This window comes from Dermacoccus sp. Tok2021, assembly GCF_019895135.1.
GTDB lineage: Bacteria > Actinomycetota > Actinomycetes > Actinomycetales > Dermatophilaceae > Dermacoccus > Dermacoccus abyssi.
This window is the reverse complement of sequence record NZ_JAGTHU010000013.1, coordinates 14108-31224: the sequence shown is the minus strand read 5'-3', so window position 1 is coordinate 31224 and position 17117 is coordinate 14108. Positions and strand designations below refer to the sequence as shown.

14 protein-coding genes are annotated in these 17117 nt (G+C 66.3%); 10 read left to right on the top strand and 4 right to left on the bottom strand.

The annotated features are described in order from the left end of the window. The first annotated feature begins 17 nt into the window (after positions 1-17). Both K9D12_RS08840 and K9D12_RS08835 read left to right on the top strand, forming a co-directional pair. Positions 18-1958 carry a BTAD domain-containing putative transcriptional regulator gene (locus K9D12_RS08840; protein ID WP_223059999.1) on the top strand — a complete coding sequence of 647 codons (1941 nt, stop codon included), beginning with the start codon at positions 18-20 and terminating at the stop codon, positions 1956-1958. Positions 1959-2224: 266 nt separating this feature from the next. Further along, positions 2225-3381, top strand: a protein-coding gene (locus K9D12_RS08835) for an IS3 family transposase (RefSeq protein ID WP_223059998.1) whose coding sequence is annotated in 2 segments (ribosomal slippage) — positions 2225-2492 and positions 2492-3381 — 1158 coding nt in all. Because the reading frame shifts where the segments join, the coding sequence is not laid out codon by codon here. 248 nt (positions 3382-3629) lie between these two features. On the opposite strand, the gene K9D12_RS08830 is transcribed toward K9D12_RS08835, so the two are convergent. Together K9D12_RS08830 and K9D12_RS08825 are read right to left on the bottom strand one after the other, a co-directional pair. After that, the gene (locus K9D12_RS08830; protein WP_223059997.1) at positions 3630-4811 is read right to left on the bottom strand and encodes an NAD(P)/FAD-dependent oxidoreductase; all 1182 of its coding nucleotides are present in this window, start codon (positions 4809-4811) and stop codon (positions 3630-3632) included. Positions 4812-5207: 396 nt separating this feature from the next. Further along, complete coding sequence (locus tag K9D12_RS08825) at positions 5208-6455, bottom strand: cytochrome P450 (protein WP_223059996.1); 1248 nt, start codon at positions 6453-6455, stop codon at positions 5208-5210. A gap of 142 nt (positions 6456-6597) precedes the next feature. On the opposite strand from K9D12_RS08825, the gene K9D12_RS15290 reads away from it, so the two are divergent. Beyond that, positions 6598-7821 carry a cytochrome P450 gene (locus K9D12_RS15290; protein ID WP_223059995.1) on the top strand — a complete coding sequence of 408 codons (1224 nt, stop codon included), beginning with the start codon at positions 6598-6600 and terminating at the stop codon, positions 7819-7821. Here the strand turns inward: K9D12_RS15290 and K9D12_RS08815 are convergent. Together K9D12_RS08815 and K9D12_RS08810 are read right to left on the bottom strand one after the other, a co-directional pair. After that, on the bottom strand, positions 7785-8516 hold the full coding sequence (locus K9D12_RS08815) for a 4'-phosphopantetheinyl transferase superfamily protein (RefSeq protein WP_223059994.1): 732 nt from the start codon (positions 8514-8516) through the stop codon (positions 7785-7787). The genes K9D12_RS15290 and K9D12_RS08815 overlap by 37 nt on opposite strands. Before the next feature lie 50 nt (positions 8517-8566). Beyond that, the gene (locus K9D12_RS08810) at positions 8567-10174 is read right to left on the bottom strand and encodes a (2,3-dihydroxybenzoyl)adenylate synthase (protein ID WP_223059993.1); all 1608 of its coding nucleotides are present in this window, start codon (positions 10172-10174) and stop codon (positions 8567-8569) included. A gap of 156 nt (positions 10175-10330) precedes the next feature. Between K9D12_RS08810 and K9D12_RS08805 the strand changes: the two genes are divergently transcribed. Genes K9D12_RS08805 through K9D12_RS08775 form a run of 7 tightly spaced genes read left to right on the top strand, consistent with a single transcriptional unit; the run spans position 10331 to position 17098 of the window. Continuing rightward, positions 10331-11947 (top strand): AMP-binding protein, encoded by a 1617-nt coding sequence (locus K9D12_RS08805; protein WP_223059992.1) that lies wholly within the window; start codon positions 10331-10333, stop codon positions 11945-11947. Between the two features lie 17 nt (positions 11948-11964). Continuing rightward, positions 11965-12234, top strand: coding sequence for an acyl carrier protein (locus K9D12_RS08800; protein ID WP_223059991.1), 270 nt, complete (start codon positions 11965-11967; stop codon positions 12232-12234). 42 nt (positions 12235-12276) lie between these two features. After that, positions 12277-13212, top strand: coding sequence for an ATP-binding cassette domain-containing protein (locus tag K9D12_RS08795; RefSeq protein ID WP_223059990.1), 936 nt, complete (start codon positions 12277-12279; stop codon positions 13210-13212). 56 nt (positions 13213-13268) lie between these two features. Continuing rightward, positions 13269-14024, top strand: a complete 756-nt coding sequence (locus K9D12_RS08790) for an ABC transporter permease (RefSeq protein ID WP_223059989.1) — start codon at positions 13269-13271, stop codon at positions 14022-14024. Then, positions 14021-14854 carry an ABC transporter permease gene (locus K9D12_RS08785; RefSeq protein ID WP_223059988.1) on the top strand — a complete coding sequence of 278 codons (834 nt, stop codon included), beginning with the start codon at positions 14021-14023 and terminating at the stop codon, positions 14852-14854. The genes K9D12_RS08790 and K9D12_RS08785 overlap by 4 nt, the downstream gene beginning before the upstream one ends. 3 nt (positions 14855-14857) lie before the next feature. Then, positions 14858-16225 carry an NAD(P)/FAD-dependent oxidoreductase gene (locus K9D12_RS08780; protein WP_223059987.1) on the top strand — a complete coding sequence of 456 codons (1368 nt, stop codon included), beginning with the start codon at positions 14858-14860 and terminating at the stop codon, positions 16223-16225. A 24-nt stretch (positions 16226-16249) separates the two neighbouring features. Continuing rightward, positions 16250-17098 carry an alpha/beta fold hydrolase gene (locus K9D12_RS08775; protein WP_223059986.1) on the top strand — a complete coding sequence of 283 codons (849 nt, stop codon included), beginning with the start codon at positions 16250-16252 and terminating at the stop codon, positions 17096-17098. The last annotated feature ends 19 nt before the right edge of the window (positions 17099-17117 follow it).

Below are 17117 nucleotides of genomic sequence, written 5' to 3'. Positions count from 1 at the left end.
TCCTCGGGAGGGTTCCTTTGCAGTTTCAAGTGTTGGGGCCGATCTGCGTCAGCACCTCCGGCGTGCGGCTCAACCTCCATGGCAACGTGTCGAGACGGGTGCTCACCACTTTGATGCTGTCGCCTGGGGTGGCACTGAGTACCTACCGAATCGCCGAAGCGGTATGGGGCTCTTCCGGTCCGGCTACGGCAGACCACCAGGTTCGCAAGGCGGTCGCCCAGATGCGCCACTCAATGCCCGGCGTTGAGCGGTTCCTGCTGACCGACGGCCGGGGTTACCGACTCGAGGTTGGCCCGGAGGAGTCCGACCTGGTCGCCTTCCAGGAGCTACGGGCCCTGGCCTCCCGGCTCGCCTCCCAAGGTGCCGAGGATGAGGAGGTCATTCCGATCCTGCAGGACGCCCTGGCGCTTTTCAACGGGCCCGTGGCCGCCGATATCATTGATCTTGACGAGACTGACGCCGGGGTTATCCGGGTTGCCGCCCAAGTCATTGAGGAGCAGCGCCTGGCGATCCAGAAGGACCTGATGGCGCGTCGGCTGCGCACCGCCCCTGCCAGCCAGGTAATCGGCGACTTGCGTGACCTCATCGCCAAGAACCCGCTGGAGGAGGAGCTGCGCGCCCAGCTGATGCTGGCGCTCTACCACTCCGGCCGGCGCGCCGACTCCCTCGCCGAATACGCGGAGATCCGCACCCTTCTCCGCGACGAGCTGGGCATCGACCCCCACCGCCAGCTCAACGAGCTGCACGGGGCAATCCTGCGGGGGGATGTCGACCTGTCCGGGGGCCCTGGCGTGGGTCGAGACGAGTCGCATGCTCCTCCGTCCAGCGTCGCAATCCTTCCCGTCCGCCACCCCACCGCCGACAGCCCCACCCCTCTCCCGGGCCACCCACGACCGTGCACCCTCCCGCCCGAACTCATCGATTTCGTGGGCCGACGCGAGGAGGTGGATTCGCTCGTCCACGCGACCCGCGCCAGCCTGCACGACGGTAGCCCCACCGTCGTGTGCATTGACGGCATGGCCGGCAGCGGCAAGACGGCCGTTGCAATCCGGGCCGCCTACCGGCTCGTCGCCGATTGCCCCGACGGGCAGTTCTATGTGAATCTGCAGGGTTTCAGCCCTGGCGTGAGGCAGCGCGATCCCGTCCAGGTACTTGGCCTGTTCCTGTACACCCTAGGAGTCCCGCCGGCCAAGGTGCCCGACGACCTCGATGGTCGAATGGCGATGTGGCGCTGCCTCATGGCGGATGCCAAGGTGCTGCTACTGCTCGATAATGCCGCCGACGAGGCTCAGGTGGCGCCCCTTCTGCCGCCGGGGAGCGGTTCGCTGGTTATGGTGACCAGCCGCCGCCGGATGTCGGGTCTGGACGGCGCCCAGGCCTACTCCATCGCCCCGATGACGGCCGCCGATTCGCGTGCGCTGGTCACCAAGGTACTCGGTGAAGAGCGGGTCGCGCGCGAGCCGCAGGCGATCGATGAGCTAATCGAGCAGTGCGCTGGTCTGCCCCTGGCGCTGCGGCTGTCGGCGGCCCGTCTGCACAGTCGACCGCTCTGGCCGATCGCCCATCTCGTGGAGCGACTGAGCAGGCGAGACCAGCGTCTGGCGGAGCTGTGCGCGGGCGGCCGGAGCGTCCACTCCGCCCTCACGCTCTCCTTCGAGGCCCTCACCGCCTCCCAGCAGCGGCTGCTGTGCTTCCTCGGGCTGCTGCCCGTCGCGGAGATCGATGTCCAGGCCGCAGCTGCCCTGCTCGACACATCCCTTGAGGAGGCGGAGTCCCTACTGGAGGGCCTCCTGGATGCCAACCTCCTCGAGCAGCGTCAGATCGGCCGCTATTGCATGCACGGACTGGTCGCGGCCTTTGCTGCCGGTCTGTGCACCCAGGAGTCCGCCGTGCCGTGCCCGGAGGAGCGTCGGGCGGCCGTCAGCCGGCTGCTCGGCTTCTTACGGCGCCCTCAGTAATCGCGAAGCCGTCGGTGATGCGCTCACCCGAGATAGTGAGGCGCGAGGAGGCGCTGCGCGTGTTCCGGGCCTATAGACCTTGCACCGCTGGTCTGCTCGACCTGGCTGGATCTGTAAGGAACTTTGTGTGAGCGGGTTGGCGTGATGTCTCTGCGTTCGAGCAGAGGAAGGGACTGCTGTACGGATAGGTGACATCGTGACGTGACCCCCACCCTGGTTTCCACAAAATCTGGCTACACGAAGGCCTGAGTGGAAGGCTCACGAGCATGCCTCGCGCTTACCCCGTCCAGTTCCGCCAGCAAGCTATCATCCTGGCCCGTTCCGGGCGGCCAGTGACGCAGGTCGCCTACGAACTCGACATCCACCCCGTCACGCTGCACAAGTGGATCCGCCAAGACGACATCGATCACGGCCGACGCCCAGGCACAGCCACCGTCGAATCGGCAGAACTCAAAGCAGCCCGTCGGCGCATCCGCGAACTTGAAACCGAACTCGCCATCATCAAGAAGGCCGCCCAGTTCCTCGACCCCGCTACGGCGCCGCACCCAAAAGGATCCACCCGGTGATCGATGTCCTCGCCGACACCGGGTTCCCCGTCAACACCTGCTGCCGCGTGCTGGGCGTCTCCCGCCAGGGCTACTACCGCTACAAGCGCCGCCCGACCAGCGCCACCCAACTGCGCCGTGAGTGGCTCACCGGCCTCATCAACGAAGTCCACATCGCTTCGCGAGGCACCTACGGCTACCGCCGTGTGCACGCCGAACTCACCCTCGGCATGGGCCTGACGTGCAGTAGCCGCCTGATCAGCGTCCTCATGACGAACGCCGGGATCCGCGGCCTACCAGGCCCCAAACGCATCGCTCGGCTTCGCGGGGTGGCCACGGCTGATGACCTCGTGAACCGCAAGTTCCACAGGCTGGCGCCCAACGAGCTGTGGGTCACGGACATTACGGAGCACCCCACGAAAGAAGGCAAGGTCTACTGCGCCGCGGTCCTGGATGCCTACAGTCGGCGCATCGTGGGCTGGGCCATCGATTCGCGCCAGGACGCGACGCTGGTCGTGAACGCGCTCGACATGGCCATCCGCAACCGAAAACCCAAGCCCGGAGGGATCGTGCACGCTGACCACGGCGCCCAATTCACGTCCTGGGTGTTCGGGGAGAAGATTCGCAGCGCGGGCCTGCTGCCATCGTTCGGCACGGTCGGTGACGGGTACGACAACGCGATGATGGAGTCGTTTTGGTCCTCGATGCAGATCGAATTGCTTAACCGGCGGCGATGGAAAACACGGGTCGAGTTGTCGACCGCGATGTTCGAGTACATCGAGGTGTTCTACAACCGACAGCGCCGCCACTCAGCGCTCGGCTACGTCAGCCCCATCCAGTACGAGCTAGCATCAACCCGCACCCAAAAATCCGCCTGACTTAGCCACTCACGGTGGAAACCAGGATGGGGGTCACGTCAAACTGTCACCTAATCGTGCAGCAGTCCCCTCTGACGGAAAGCGCAAACATTAAAATTTGATTACGCGGGAGCCATGGCGCCCTAATGACTACATCCCTCTTGTTGCCAGGCGAACTAGAACTCTCATGCGATACGCAGGCGCAGAGGGGCGGTTCTCATCGCGTAAAGCCGCAGCTATCGATACTGCTGCATACTGACAAGTCGACATCATCCCGGTAGGTCTGGCCAGGGAGAGGGCGAGTAGTCATATGCCTGTGATCCCCTTCTGACCTGTTGCTTGATCGCTAGCGGCAGCATCAGGTCGCGCATGAGTCGAAGGATCCAGCGGCTGGGTGTCATGACTGATCCAGTTTGCTGAGCTTGTTTCGAAACGCTGGCGATTCTCTTGCTTCGAGATTCCTCGAATGCGGTGAATGCATCGGCGATATTATTGCGAGAATGAATTGCGAGTGCTAGCTCGTAAGCATCTTCCATGCCAAGCGATGCCCCCTGGCCCAAATGGGGCGCTACAGCGTGTGCCGCATCCCCTAGAACTGCAGCGCTCCCGCAGTGCCACGTCGTCAGCGGGGGTACTTGGTAAACAGGCCAACGGCCAACGTTTTTGACGGAAGCCCTCAATATCCGAGAAATGACATTGGGATCACAGTCGTGGCGGACGGCCAAGCGTGAAGTCCAATCTTCATCGGAAACTTGCGCCAACTCCTTGAAGGTCGGCTCGTTAACCTCGTTGTGGTTCTCAAACCAGTATACAACCCCAGGCTCGATTACCTGATATCCAAAGAAACCTCTAAGTCCAAAGAACATATGAAACTTACCGTCGCCGAGGATTTCGCTATCATTTATCAGTGAACGCCCCCCTGACCCCACAACGCCAGTGTAAGACGGTGTCGATGCCTCTGGCATCAGCAACGAGCGCGTCGCAGAGTGCACGCCGTCGCACCCAAGGACAATTTCGGCCTGAGAGGAGGTGCCATCCGCAAAGACTATCTTCCAATGCTGAGATCCAGTTGAATTCAGATCCACCAAGCGCTTTCCCTCGTGGATTCTGACCCCCGCCAAAGAGGCGGCTTCCCGAAGCCCGGCGCTTAGCGAGCCGCGCATGATATTGGTAGTAGTCTCTGGGTTTGTCGCTAGTCTGCGGTCCTTGTGGTTCGAGAATGTGATAGCCGACGAGCGGTAACCAGCGGCCAGGACATGATCGGCCACGCCTAGCCTACTCAAAACGGCGCGACCGTTCGGTGCGAGGTTGAGGAAAGACCCGGCCTCTTCGACGCGGCCCTCGTATGCTTCGAATATATCCACTTCATAGCCCAGCTTTGCTAGGCTGATTCCTAACGTTGGACCAGTTATTCCTGCTCCAATGATCGCAATGCGGCTCGATGCGTTCATCGCGCCCTCCTGGCTCTGAAAAGAATAAAGTTTGGTGATATAATTATAGACCAATTGAGGCTACTGAGCTGAATCCTTCAGACATCTTTCGTCGTGTTTTTCACTCGCTCACAAGAGCCGCCGAATCCGGAACAGCCGACTCACTACTTCTACTGCTGCCGATGGAGGCGGAGATGGAGATATGAGTTCTATCGAGACGCGTAGCTTGATGCTCGAGAGAGAGCGGCCCCCTCAATGCAATCCCACGCTTTCGAGTGCAGGGTTCTTCTGTGAGTTGGCACCGAATCGGTATATTCCCGTTTCTAGGTCAGTTCCATATAGTAGATTCCACCGAGGGCGTTATTCCTGGCAGCACCGCCGATTCGCAATAGCGCGTTCAACTCTACGATGGATAACTTACGTCGAATGCTCGGATAGCACCCTTGCCCTTCCGGCCCTGCGCCCTAGGTGCACTGGGATGCTCTGGTGGGCGCGAAAGGTCACGCTCGGCCGGCGCACGATCTCTCCCGCCAGCTCTGGGGTGCGGTTCGAGTAGGCCAGCCACTCTGTCACTGCCCTGCCCTCGACCCGCGCCAGTGCAGCTCCGAGGCAGTGGTGCACCCCTCCTCCGAAGCTCACGTGCGGGTTGGGGTCGCGGGTAATGTCAAGCCGCGCAGGGTCGGTGAATCGCTGGGGGTCATGGTTGGCAGCGCCCAGGAGGAGTACCAGGATGCGCCCCGCGCGGATGGTGCGTCCGTCGACCTCGACGGGCTCCTTGACATAGCGGGCCGTGGCCTGGATCGGGGCGTCATAGCGTAGGAGCTCCTCGACCGCGGTAGGCGCGAGCTCGGGCTGAGACTGAAGCAGCGCGAGCTGGTTCGGGTGCTGCAGCAGCGCCGACCACGTGGTGGAGATCAGGTTGGTCGTGGTCTCGAAGCCTGCGAAGAACAGGAAGACCACGTTATCGACCAGGGACTGGCGGTCGAGTTCGGGGTGCTCGCGCTGGGCCTCGAGGAGGTTGCTGATCAGGTCGTCAGCGGGGCGGGCGGCGCGGCGGTCGACCAGGTCGGAAACGTAGGCGCGGAGCCACGTGACGGCCTCGTGGGCCTCGGGGCGCTCGTCGGGCGGGACGTAGAGCGCGAAGGCCTTGGCCAGCGCTACCGCGTGCGGTCGAACCGTGTCGCGGTCAACGTCGGGGATGCCAATCAGTTCGCACACCACCGTCACCGGCAGGGGGAAAGCCAGTTCAGAGACCACGTCGAAGTGACCCATAGCCTCGGCACGCTCCAGCGCCCCCTCCATCAGCTCCTGCACCTGCCCGCCAACGTAAGCCTGCAGCCGACGCATCAGTCTGGGGCTGAACGAGCGCTGCATGACTTGGCGCAAGAAGGTATGCACGGGAGCGTCCTGGTCGAGGATGATCCGCTGCAGGAAGTCGTTGGCGGGGCCCGGTCCGGTGGAGAACTCGTGGTATTCGGCGGGGTACTCGTGCCCAAGCCGGCGATCCTTCAGTAGCCTGCTCACGTCCTGGTGGTGCGAGACGACCCACTGTCCGGCGGATCCCCGGGCCACACGTCCCGCCGCGCGCAGCTCGGCATAGACACGGTAGGGGTCGGCGACCACAGCGGGATCGCGCGAATCGAACCTGGCGGGCAAGGTTTGCATCGAGAGACCTCCTGCACCGAGCCTCCCAGGACCTCGCCCTGTCGGTCCGAACCTGTCGGCAGTCCTTCAACATCCATAACCGGAGCCGTCCCCCATCCCAGACTGGAGCGACTGGGATGGGCCACGACTGGGAGGTGTCCGGGTGACCACCGTGCTCAACATGCCCCGCTTCGGGCTGGACGACGCCCGTGCTATGAAGGATCCCTATCCGGTCTACCGTGAGCTCCGCGACTACGGGCCGGTATGTCGCGGGGGACCGGGCCAGTGGGTCTTTTCCCGACACGCGGAGGTCTCCGCGCTCCTACGCGACCCGAGGCTCGGCCGGGAGTTTCCCGAGGACTACCAAGCGGTGTCGGTGGGGGAGGGGCCGGCCAACGACTACCTACGTCGGATCATCATTGACCGCGACCCTCCCGACCACACCCGGCTTCGCTGGCTGCTGACGAAATCACTCAACCCCGCGATGGTGCGCGCGCTGCGCGAACCTATCGCAAAGCTGGTTGACGGCTTGCTCGACCGGTTTGCCGACGAGGGCGAGCTCGACCTTGTGAGCGACCTCGCGGTGCCCGTGCCGATGATGGTGATGAGCGAGCTGCTCGACATTCCCGCCGCGGACCGCGAGGCCATCGCGCGCTGGTCCACCTCCCTGGCCCAGGCCTTCGCAGTCTTTATCCCAGAGGACAAACGGCGTGAGGCCCACGAGTCGGTGGTGCACCTGCGGAACTACATGTCCGAACTGCTCACGGAACGCAGGCGCCGGCCGGGCGAGGATCTGCTGTCGCGGATGATCACCGCGGTCAAGGACGGGACCGACCCGCTCAGCGACGAGGAGATCATCGACAACGCACTGTTCGTCTATTACGCGGGGTTTGAGACGACAACCAACGTCATCGCCACTGGCAGCGACCTTCTGGTGCGCCAACCTCACACCCAGCGACAGCTGCGCGAGGACCCGGGCGCGGCCCCCACGGCGCTCGAGGAGTTCATGCGCTACGACGCACCGATCCACGCGACGACCCGGCTGGTGACGGAGACCATGGAGGTAGCCGGTCACACCATCCGCAAGGGCCGGGTGGTGGTGCTGCTCCTAGCGTCGGCGAATCATGACGAGCGCGTGTTCGCCGACCCAGGTCGGGCCGACCTCACTCGCTCGCCCAACCCCCATGTGAGCTTCGGTGGCGGGGTGCATCACTGCCTCGGGGCGGCGCTGGCCCGGGTTGAGGGAGCGGTCGTCTTCGAGCGGCTGACCGCGCGGTTCGCCGATATCGAGGCAGCCGGCGACAGCGTGTGGGAGTCAAGTGGGGGCGGTTTTCGTTTCCCCTACTGGGCCTATCGCAGCGTCCCGGTGAAGGTCCGTGCTGCCTGATCCCGGCGGACATCCGCAAGTGAGCCGGCCGGAGCCGTGATGGCGGTGACCACCACGCCATGCGCACCTCCCCCCGGCCCGTCACCGGGGGCAACGAGACCCCAGCGGCCGTCCAGGGCGGGAAACCCGGTGGCGCTCGCATCGAAGTCGCCGGCGCGGCGGGCGCGGCGCTTGCCCCCCGAGCAGGGACGAACCGTGAAGGAGCCGCCTGTCGAGTTGTCGGGGGCCCGAAAGCGCACCTCGACGTCGTCGAAGCCCAGCCAACAGCCCATTGCGGGGAACCACACCTTGTAGTAGGACTCCTTCGCGCTGAACAGCAGCCGATCCCACGGCGTCAATCGCCACCGGAGCCCGAGCCGAGCAAGGTGTTCACGCTCGGCGGCGGAGGAGATCTCGTTCGGCACCCGGTCGGGTAGTGGCTGCGCTGGCTCGGCATCGATGCCCACCCCGTCGACGGTGGACGCCTTCGCCACGGCCGCGGCCCGATAGCCTTCGCAGTGGGTCAGCGCGCCGACGCAGTCGTCGGGCCAGAGCGGCGCACCGCCTGCTCCCGACAGGATCGGCACGGGCGGGTGCCCCAGCCGGGCCAGACATCTGCGCGCCGCCCAGCGCACCGTCGCATACTCGGCGCGGCGTCGAGGCACTGCGGGCAGAATCGCTGCGAGCTCGGCCTCGAAGAGGGTGCTGAGTGGCACATCCCTCGTGCAGGCTATTGCTGCGACCCCTGCCGGAAGCAGCCGCTCGATCACCTGGCGACGGCTCTCTTGCGCAGCACGGCCTTGTCGATCTTGCCGACCGGCGTGTGCGGCAACTGCGGCACTACCCTAACCTCGTCGGGCAGCTTGAAGGTGGCGAGACCCTGAGCGCTTAGGAAGCGCCTGAGGTCAACCAGCGAAGGAGGGGCGGCGCCCTGGTCAGCCGTGACGATGAAGGCGAGGGTAGCCTCACCCAGACGCTCGTCGGCACGGGCCACCACGGCGGCGTCGGCGATCGCCTCGTGGCTGCGCAGGTGTCCCTCAACCTCGTCGGCGGATACTTTCTCCCCGCCACGGTTGATGACGTCCTTGGCCCGTCCGACGATCACCAGGTTGCCCTCAGCAGTGATGCGGGCCAGATCGCCGGTGCGGAAGAAGCCATTGGGGGTGAACGCGGCGCGGTTAGCCTCGGGCGCGTCCCAATAGCCGTTGATCGTGTAGGGGCCGCGGGTGATCAGCTCCCCCACCTCTCCCGGTGGCACCTCGACGAGGTTCTCGTCGACGAGTCTCATCTCGTCGTAGGCTGAGAGCGGCCGACCCTCCGTCGCTTGCACGACCTCCTCCGGATCGTTCAGCCGGGTGTAGGTGAGCAGGCCCTCGCCGATGCCGAACCAGTTAGTGATCGTGCACCCCAGTGCGGTCTGGGTGCGTGCCGCCGCGGCTGCGTCGAACTTCGAGCTGCCGACCTGAAGGATCACCCCGCTCATGTCGATGGGCCGGGTGGCCGCGACCTGTGACCAAAGTGTCGCGAGAGCGGGTACGACGGTGGTGTGGGTGACGCCTTCGTCCTCGATCAGCGGGAACACCTCGTCGGGAGCAGGGTTTGCGGTTAGGACGGCCTTGCCTCCGACCATCAATGCGCCCAGCACGCCAGGGCAGCCGAGCGCCGCGTTGTGGGCGGCGGGGTTGGCTGCCAGATAGGTGCTGTCACGACCGAACCCCAGCGCGTTGGCGCAGCTGGAGATGTTGAAGGCGTAGTCGTCGTGCGTGCGCGGGATCAGCTTGGGCGGGCCAGTGCTACCCCCGCTGAGCAGGAGAAATGCCACGCCGGAAGGGTCGACCTGGGGTAGTGGAAACTCCTCGGCACCGGCGGCCTGCACGGACGCGAGAGAGGTGAATTCCTCGGCGTCACCGGCGACCACGACGTGCTCGACCCCCGGCAGCGCCGCGGCGTGGCGGGCCAGGGAGCGGTAGTCGAAGCCCATGAAGCGGTCAATCGTCACGTAGCCGACGGCGGACGAGGCGGCGATGAGATGCTCCACCTCGTGGTGGCGATGGCCCGGGAGGACCAGCACCGGGATGATGCCGGCCCGGAACATCCCCACCGTCACGGTGAGGAACTCGACCACGTTAGGCAGCTGCACCAGTACGCGCTGTCCGGGGCGGATGCCGCGCGCGAGTAGTCCGCGCGCCACCAGGTTGGCCTCCTTCAGCACCTCGCCATGGGTCACTCGGCGGCGCCGGTCCACGGCGGCCACACGGACGGGCTCCGACCTGGCCACCTCGGTGAGTACCTCGCCCAGCGGGACGCCACGCCAGATGCCGGCCGCGCGGTAGCGGGCAGCATCATCTTCGGGCCAAGGAGTGAATTCGCGCATGGCACTCAGTCTCTACAGGTCGGTCCAGGACCGGATCGCGTGCCAACAGAGGCGTGAAAGAGACCGAGCTCGGAGTGAGGGAACCTCCTAAGTTCACTCGATATGAGGACCACGCACCCGCTGTCGTGGCTCGAGGCCCCCCGAGACGACCGGGGGGTGGAGTTCTTCGATGCCACCTCGGCCGAGCATCGCCCCTATACCGAGGTCGCCGACCGGGCCATTCGTGTCGCTGGCGGGCTTGTCGAGGCGGGGGTGCCGCAGGGCTCGATCGTTCCTCTGCTGTGCACGACCGGACCGGATCTGATCTCCGCGTTCTACGGTATCCAAGCGGCTGGCTGCGTGGTCTCCGTGGTCGCGCCGCCCACCGCCGTGTCGGGCAACACCCACCGGGACCACATCAGAGCTGTCGTGTCGGCTTTAGACGCCGACGTGCTGGTCGTCGACTCTGCCCACACTGAATACGTCAGCAAGGTGATGACCGAGGCCGGCCGAGTGGCTCGGCTGCTTCCTCTAGAGCAGCTGGCCGCGGCCCCCGCCGCGCGCCGTACTCCTGACGAGCGCGCGCTGGTCCAGTTCACCTCCGGGAGTTCCGGGAGCCCGCGTGGCGTGGTGATCAGCCACGCGGCCCTTGCGGCTAACACCGCCGCCATCCGTGCCTGGGAGAAGGCTGGCCCCGACGACGCCTGGTGTTCCTGGCTCCCGATGCACCATGACATGGGTCTCATCGGGTGCCTCGTGGTGCCGGTCTCCGGCAACAACGGCCTGGCGGTGTGCACACCGGAGACCTTCATCCGCGACCCGAGGCCCTACTTGCGCCACTTCGATGCCTCCAGCGTGACCCGTCCGGCCACGATTACCGCTACGCCAGCCTTCGGCCTGCAACGGATTGTTGACAAGATCGGTCCCGGCGACTTGGCCGGCGCGGACTTCTCCCACGTCCGTGCCGTCATCGTCGGGGCGGAGCGCATCGATCCGGCGCTGGTGCGGCGCTTTACCGAGTTGCTGGCCCAGCACGGCCTCGCCCCGCGGACCCTTACCCCGGCCTATGGCCTGGCAGAGAGCACCCTCGCCGTGACCGGGGTGCCGCTCGCAGCCACGCCTACATCGGTGCGGGTGCGGCGAGCTGACCTCCGGCTCGGTGCGGAGATCACGCCGGTCGCCGAGCATGAGCACGAGGCCGACCTGATCGAGGTGATCAGCTGCGGGCAAGCCCTCGAGGGGCTCGAGGTGCGCGTGACCGACGAGGATGGCCGCCCGATGGCCGAGGGACACGTCGGGGAGCTCGTGGTGAGCGGCACATCCCTCGCCGATGGCTACCTTGGCGCCCCCTTCAACGTCGGCACTACCCTCACCGGCGGCGCCTTGAGCACCAAGGACGCGGCCTTTGAGATTGCGGGCGAGTTCTTCGTGCTCGGCCGCTCCGGTGACAGCGTGAAGGTTAACGCCCGGTCCCTCTTCGCCGAGGATGTCGAGCTGCTGTTGGCCCGCGCCGGGCTGCCCACGAGTCGGGTCTGCGCCGTGCTAGGCGAGCGGAACTCCCAGGCCTGCGCCTACGTCGTGCTGGAGGACCTCGACGCCTGGGCCGCCGAGCTCGCCGCAGAGGTGCTGGCCAAGGCGTGCCCCGGCACCCACCACCAGGTACTGCAGCTTCCCCGCGGCTCGATCCCCCGGACTACAAGCGGCAAGAGTCGGCGCCGTCAGCTGTGGGACCAGCTCAGCGAGAGCCACCCCCCCACCCGACCAGTCACGAGCACCGCCGACCACCCGGCTTAAGCACAGGAGGCATCCAGATGTCCCTCACGACGGACGAAGTGCGCGAAACGGTCCTCGCCATCATCGAGCAGCTAGCGCCGGAGCGGGAGCGTTTCGAGGCCGGCACCAACATGCGCCTGGTCGAGGACCTCGGCTTTCACTCGCTGGCACTGCTAGAGATGGCGTTCGCCATCGAGGACGATTTCGACCTGCCACCTATCGATGAGGAGACCGGTCGCGGCATCCAGACCACCGACCAGGTCCTCGACTACGTGCTCGGCCAGCTGCAGGGCCAGCTCGTCAACTGACGACGCGCTGACACAGCACGAGCCACCCATGCAAGGAGAGACATGACCGAGGCGATCTCGATCCACGACCTGACCAAACGCTTCGGCGAACAGACCGCGCTCGACGGGGTCTCCTTCGACGTTCCGGCAGGCAGCGTGCTGGGCCTTCTTGGGCCCAACGGGGCCGGTAAGACGACGCTCATCAACTGTTTGACCACGCTGCTGCGAGCCGACAGCGGCAGCATCACGGTGCTGGGCCACGATCTGGAGGACGATCCCCAGTTGGTGCGGGCCAACATCGCCGTGACTGGGCAGTTCGCCGCGCTTGACGACCAGGTCAGCCCCCATGCGAACCTCGTCTTCTTCGGTCGGCTGCTCGGGCTCACCAAGGCGCAGGCACGGGCGCGGGCCGCGGAGCTGCTGGCGATCTTCGAGCTCGAGGGCGCCGCCCTCGCCCCCGTCGGCTACCTTTCTGGGGGCATGCGCCGACGCCTGGACCTGGCGGTCAGCCTCGTCGTGCCCCGGCAGGTGCTGGTGCTTGATGAACCCACCACCGGGCTCGACCCGCGCAGCCGCAAGCTGTTGTGGGACATGGTCCGGGCGGAGGCTGGCCGCGGGGTGGCCGTGCTGCTGACTACGCAATACCTGGAGGAAGCGGACCAGCTGGCCGACCGAATCGTGGTCATCGACAAGGGCCGGGTCATCGCCGAGGGCTCCTCCGACGAGCTCAAGCGCGAGGTCGGCGGCACCATGTGCCGGCTAACACTGGCCGACAGCACGGAGACCGCCGCTGCGATGGAGGCACTTGGTCACCTGTCCGGCGTAGCGGCCGAGGGCGACCGCATTACGGTGCTGATGGAGGAGGCTGCCGACCTCACGGCGGTCACACGCGAGCTTGACCGGGCGGGACTCGCTATCGCCGACATCGAGGTTACCAAGCCCACCCTCGACGAGGTTTTCTTCGCGCTCACCGAGCCGCTAGAGAAGGAGATCTCCTGATGGGCGCGGAAACAGGGGCTGCGCCCCCGGTTGCGAGGGTCGCCGAGGGTCGGCCGATGGGGCTCGCCCACGACTGCTCGGTGTTGTTCCACCGGCTGAGGGTCCGCTCCTTTTCCCGCGCAGGCGTGGTCGCCACCGTGGTGCAGCCCTTGGTGTTCTTCGTGATCTTCTATTGCACCTTCGCCGCGATGCTCGAGCACGAGGGCATCGACTACGGCCGTTTCGTCACGCCGACGGTGATAGTCCAGGCCCTTATGTTCGTGGCGATAGGCAGCGCGACCGAGCTGTCGGCCGACCGTACCAGCGGGGTCTTTGCCCGCCTCCTCACCAGTCCGATCGACGCGCGAGCGATGTGGCTAGCGCACCTGGGCGTCGTCGCCCTGCAGGGTGCGGTGTCTACCGTGATCCTTGTCGCGGCTGGCCACCTGATCGGCTTCCGCCTCGAACACGGGACCGCCGCCCTGGGCTTCCTCGTGCTCTCAGTAGCTTTCGGGGTCTCGCTCTCGCTTGCCACCGCCACCATCGCGCTTCGGATGCGCAACCAGGAGGCCCTAGGCGCCGTGCTCCATCTGCCCTATCTCCCGCTGCTCGTGCTCTCTACCGGTTTCGTGAAGGCCGAGTTTTTCCCCGGGTGGCTTCGCCCGCTCGTCAGCGCCTCGCCGGTCTCCTGCGTGATCGACGCGCTGCGGGCCCTGTCGTCGGAGGAGCTGAGTTGGGGGGCGGTCCTGCCCGGGGCCCTGTGGGTGCTGGTGATGCTGGCGATCCTGTCGTGGACCGTTACCGTCGCGTTCCGGAAGGTCGTGCTCCGATGACCGCGCCCCTCTCGACGAACCGCACCCAGGGACCCGCCCTGGATCAGGAGCGGCCCAAGCCCGTCAGCCTCTCTGTCGCCAGCTTCGTCATGGCTGGCCGGGTGGTCCGCCACTACCTCCACAGCCGGATGATGCTGATCGTCACGATCGCCTTCCCTCTGCTCCAGCTCTTCATGTTGCTGGCCGCCTTCGGGGTGCTGGTGCGCGAGACGGAGGGGCTGAACTATGTCCAACGGCTGGCACCGCTGATTGTGCTGACCACAGCGTTCTCCTCGATCCTCCCTACCGCCATCGCAATCTGGAGCGATATTCGCAGTGGTGTCTTCGACCGGCTTCGCACCATGCCACTCGACATCCGGGCCTATGCGCTCGGTAGGGTCGGGGGTGACTTCGTCCGGATCATGGCCGTCGCGGTGCTGGTGAGCGCCGTGGCCTACACCGTGGGCTTCCGGTTCACCCGTGGGGTGCTTGCCACTGTCGCGTTCTTCGGGGTGGTGGCCTTGTTCGCGATGATGTGCAGCGTCCTCGCCGTGGTCGTAGCGCTCTGCGCCCCCCACCCGGGCATCATCGTCCGATACGTCCAAATGCCCACCCTGGTGCTCACACTCATGTCTACCGGATATGTGCCGCTCGAGGCCTTCCCTCAGTGGATCCAGCCGGTCGTCGCCATCACGCCGGTCTCGCTCGCCGCGGACTCGCTGGCTGCACTTGCCGGACGGGGTCCCGTCCTAGGCCCGGTGCTCGGTACCCTCGCCTGGACCGCCGCGATCACCGCGGTGTCCACGATGATCGCTCGTCGCCGCTTTGTCGGCGCGGCGCGGCGCGGCTGATCCATGGCGTCCGTCGTCGTCGCGGGAGGCGGCATCGCCGGCCTCGGGGTCGCAGCCTTCGCGGCCCGGCGCGGCCACGAGGTGATCCTCTTCGAGCGCGACCCAGGTCCGCCCGAGGAGGCCGGCCCGCACGAGGAGGTAAGCCAGTGGCAGCGCCGCGGGGTGCCTCATGCCCGCCAGGGACACGCGCTGCTCGGTCTCGGCATCTCGGTGCTACGCGAGGAATGCCCGGAGGTGATCGAGGATCTCGTGTCACGCGGAGCCGTGCCCGTGGCGCTAGACACCGGGGCCGACGACCTCGGGCTTCTCAGCAGGCGACTGGTCTTTGAGGCGGCGCTGCGGCGCCGGGTCGAGTTCGACCCGAGAGTGACCATCGCCTCGGGCAGGGTCTGCGGCCTCGTTGCCGAGCCGGGCTTCTCGGGGGTGCCCCGCGTGCGCGGGGTCCGGCTCGATAACGGCGACGAGGTGTGCGGCGACGTGGTGCTCGATGCCAGCGGCCGGCGCTCGTCGTCGTCCACCTGGCTAACCAACCTTGGCGCCCGAGCACCCCGGGAGACCACCCAGGCGTGTGGGTTTTCCTACGTCGCCCAGGAGTTTGCCCTCGACCCGGGACGCTCCTTCCCCTCGCTTCGCGCACCCGTCGTGTATGAGCTCGACTACGCCACGGTGCTGGCCTTCCCCGGTGATAACGGCAGCTTCCACCTGTCCACCACGATCGCGACCAAAGACCCCCTGCGCACCCGGCTGCTCGACCGCGGGGTCTATCTCCGCTTTCTCGCCAGCGTGGAGCCGGTGCGCGACTGGCTCGACGCCGCCACCGCTATGGGTGACCCGATGCCGATGGCGGGGTTGGAGAACCGGCACCGGTCACTTGACGGGAAGCGAGGGCCAATCGTCACCGGCTTCGCCCACGTGGGGGACGCCTGCGTGCAGACCAACCCCACCTTCGGCCGCGGCGTCTCGCTTGCGCTGGCCCACGCCCGCACCCTCGCCGAGTTGCTCGACCGGGTTGACCAGGACCCGGTGAAGTGGTCCAGGGAGGTCAACGAGGAGACCGAGCGCTGCCTCGGCCTGTGGTTCGAGCAGCAGCTGGCCACGGACGCCGCCCGCCTGGCCGAGTTGGCCGACGGCACCCCCAGCGACTCCCTGGCCGCCAAGGTTCTCACCGCACTGTCGGTGCTCCGCGAGGAGGACGAGCACGTGCGGAGGGTCGCCGAGCGGGTCTACCACATGCTCCTGACTCCCCAGGAGCTCATGGCGGACCGCAAGGTGGCCCGTCGGGTGCTCGCTTTCGTGCGCGAGCACCCCCATGTCCAACGAGACCGCGTCGGACCCACCCGGGCCGACTTCGAGCGTCTAGTCGCCGGCTGAGGGCGCCGCCCCGAAAGGAATGATATGCAAATCACACTGCCTACCGAGGTCACTCTGAGCTATGACATCTACGGGCCCGAGGACGGTCCGGTTGTAGTCCTGGTACCCGGCCAGCACCAGGCCTCGCTCTTCGAGAGCATGCAGGTACCCCAACTGACTAAGGGCGGCTATCGGGTAGTCACCTTCGACCTGCGTGGGGTTGCCCCCTCGGAGGAAACCCCGCCGCCCTACACCGTGGAGTTGCTGGGCCAGGACCTGGCGGCCCTCAACGAGGCTCTGGAGCTGGGCCCGTGCACCTACATCGGCTACTCCGTGGGCGCGATGATCCTGCTGGAGCTAGCAATGAAGCGCCCCGACCTGATCGGGCGGGCTGCGCTGATCGGGGTACCCTGGAAGCCGGGCGCACTCCAGCAGGCGCTCCAGGCGGAGGCCGTCGAACGTCTCAAGAATGGCTACCAGGTGCCGGCGCTGCTGGAGGGCGCCTTCCGGGCGATGTATCTCTTCGGTCCACGCGCGCTCAACCGCGACCAGTTCATCCTGCCCTACCTCGACGGCCTGGCCGGTCTGGCAGAGTCCGGCGGTCACGGGGCGATCGGGCACGCCGAGGCTAGCACCAACTTCCGGCCCAGCGAGGAGGACGTGGCCAAGGTGCGGGTGCCGCTGCTGATCGTCGGCATGGAGCACGACATCGTCGCCCCCCGCCACCTGTCGCGAGAGCTGGCCGAGCTTATCCCCACCGCCGAATATGCCGAGATCCGTAACTGCGGACACGCGTGCCTGTTGGAGAAGCCCACCGAGGTAAACGCACTGGTGGCCGACTACCTGCGATCCGGCAAGGTCGGTGTGCCGCGAGGCACGCGGCGTGTCGAGTAGAGCAGTGGGTCGCCTGAGC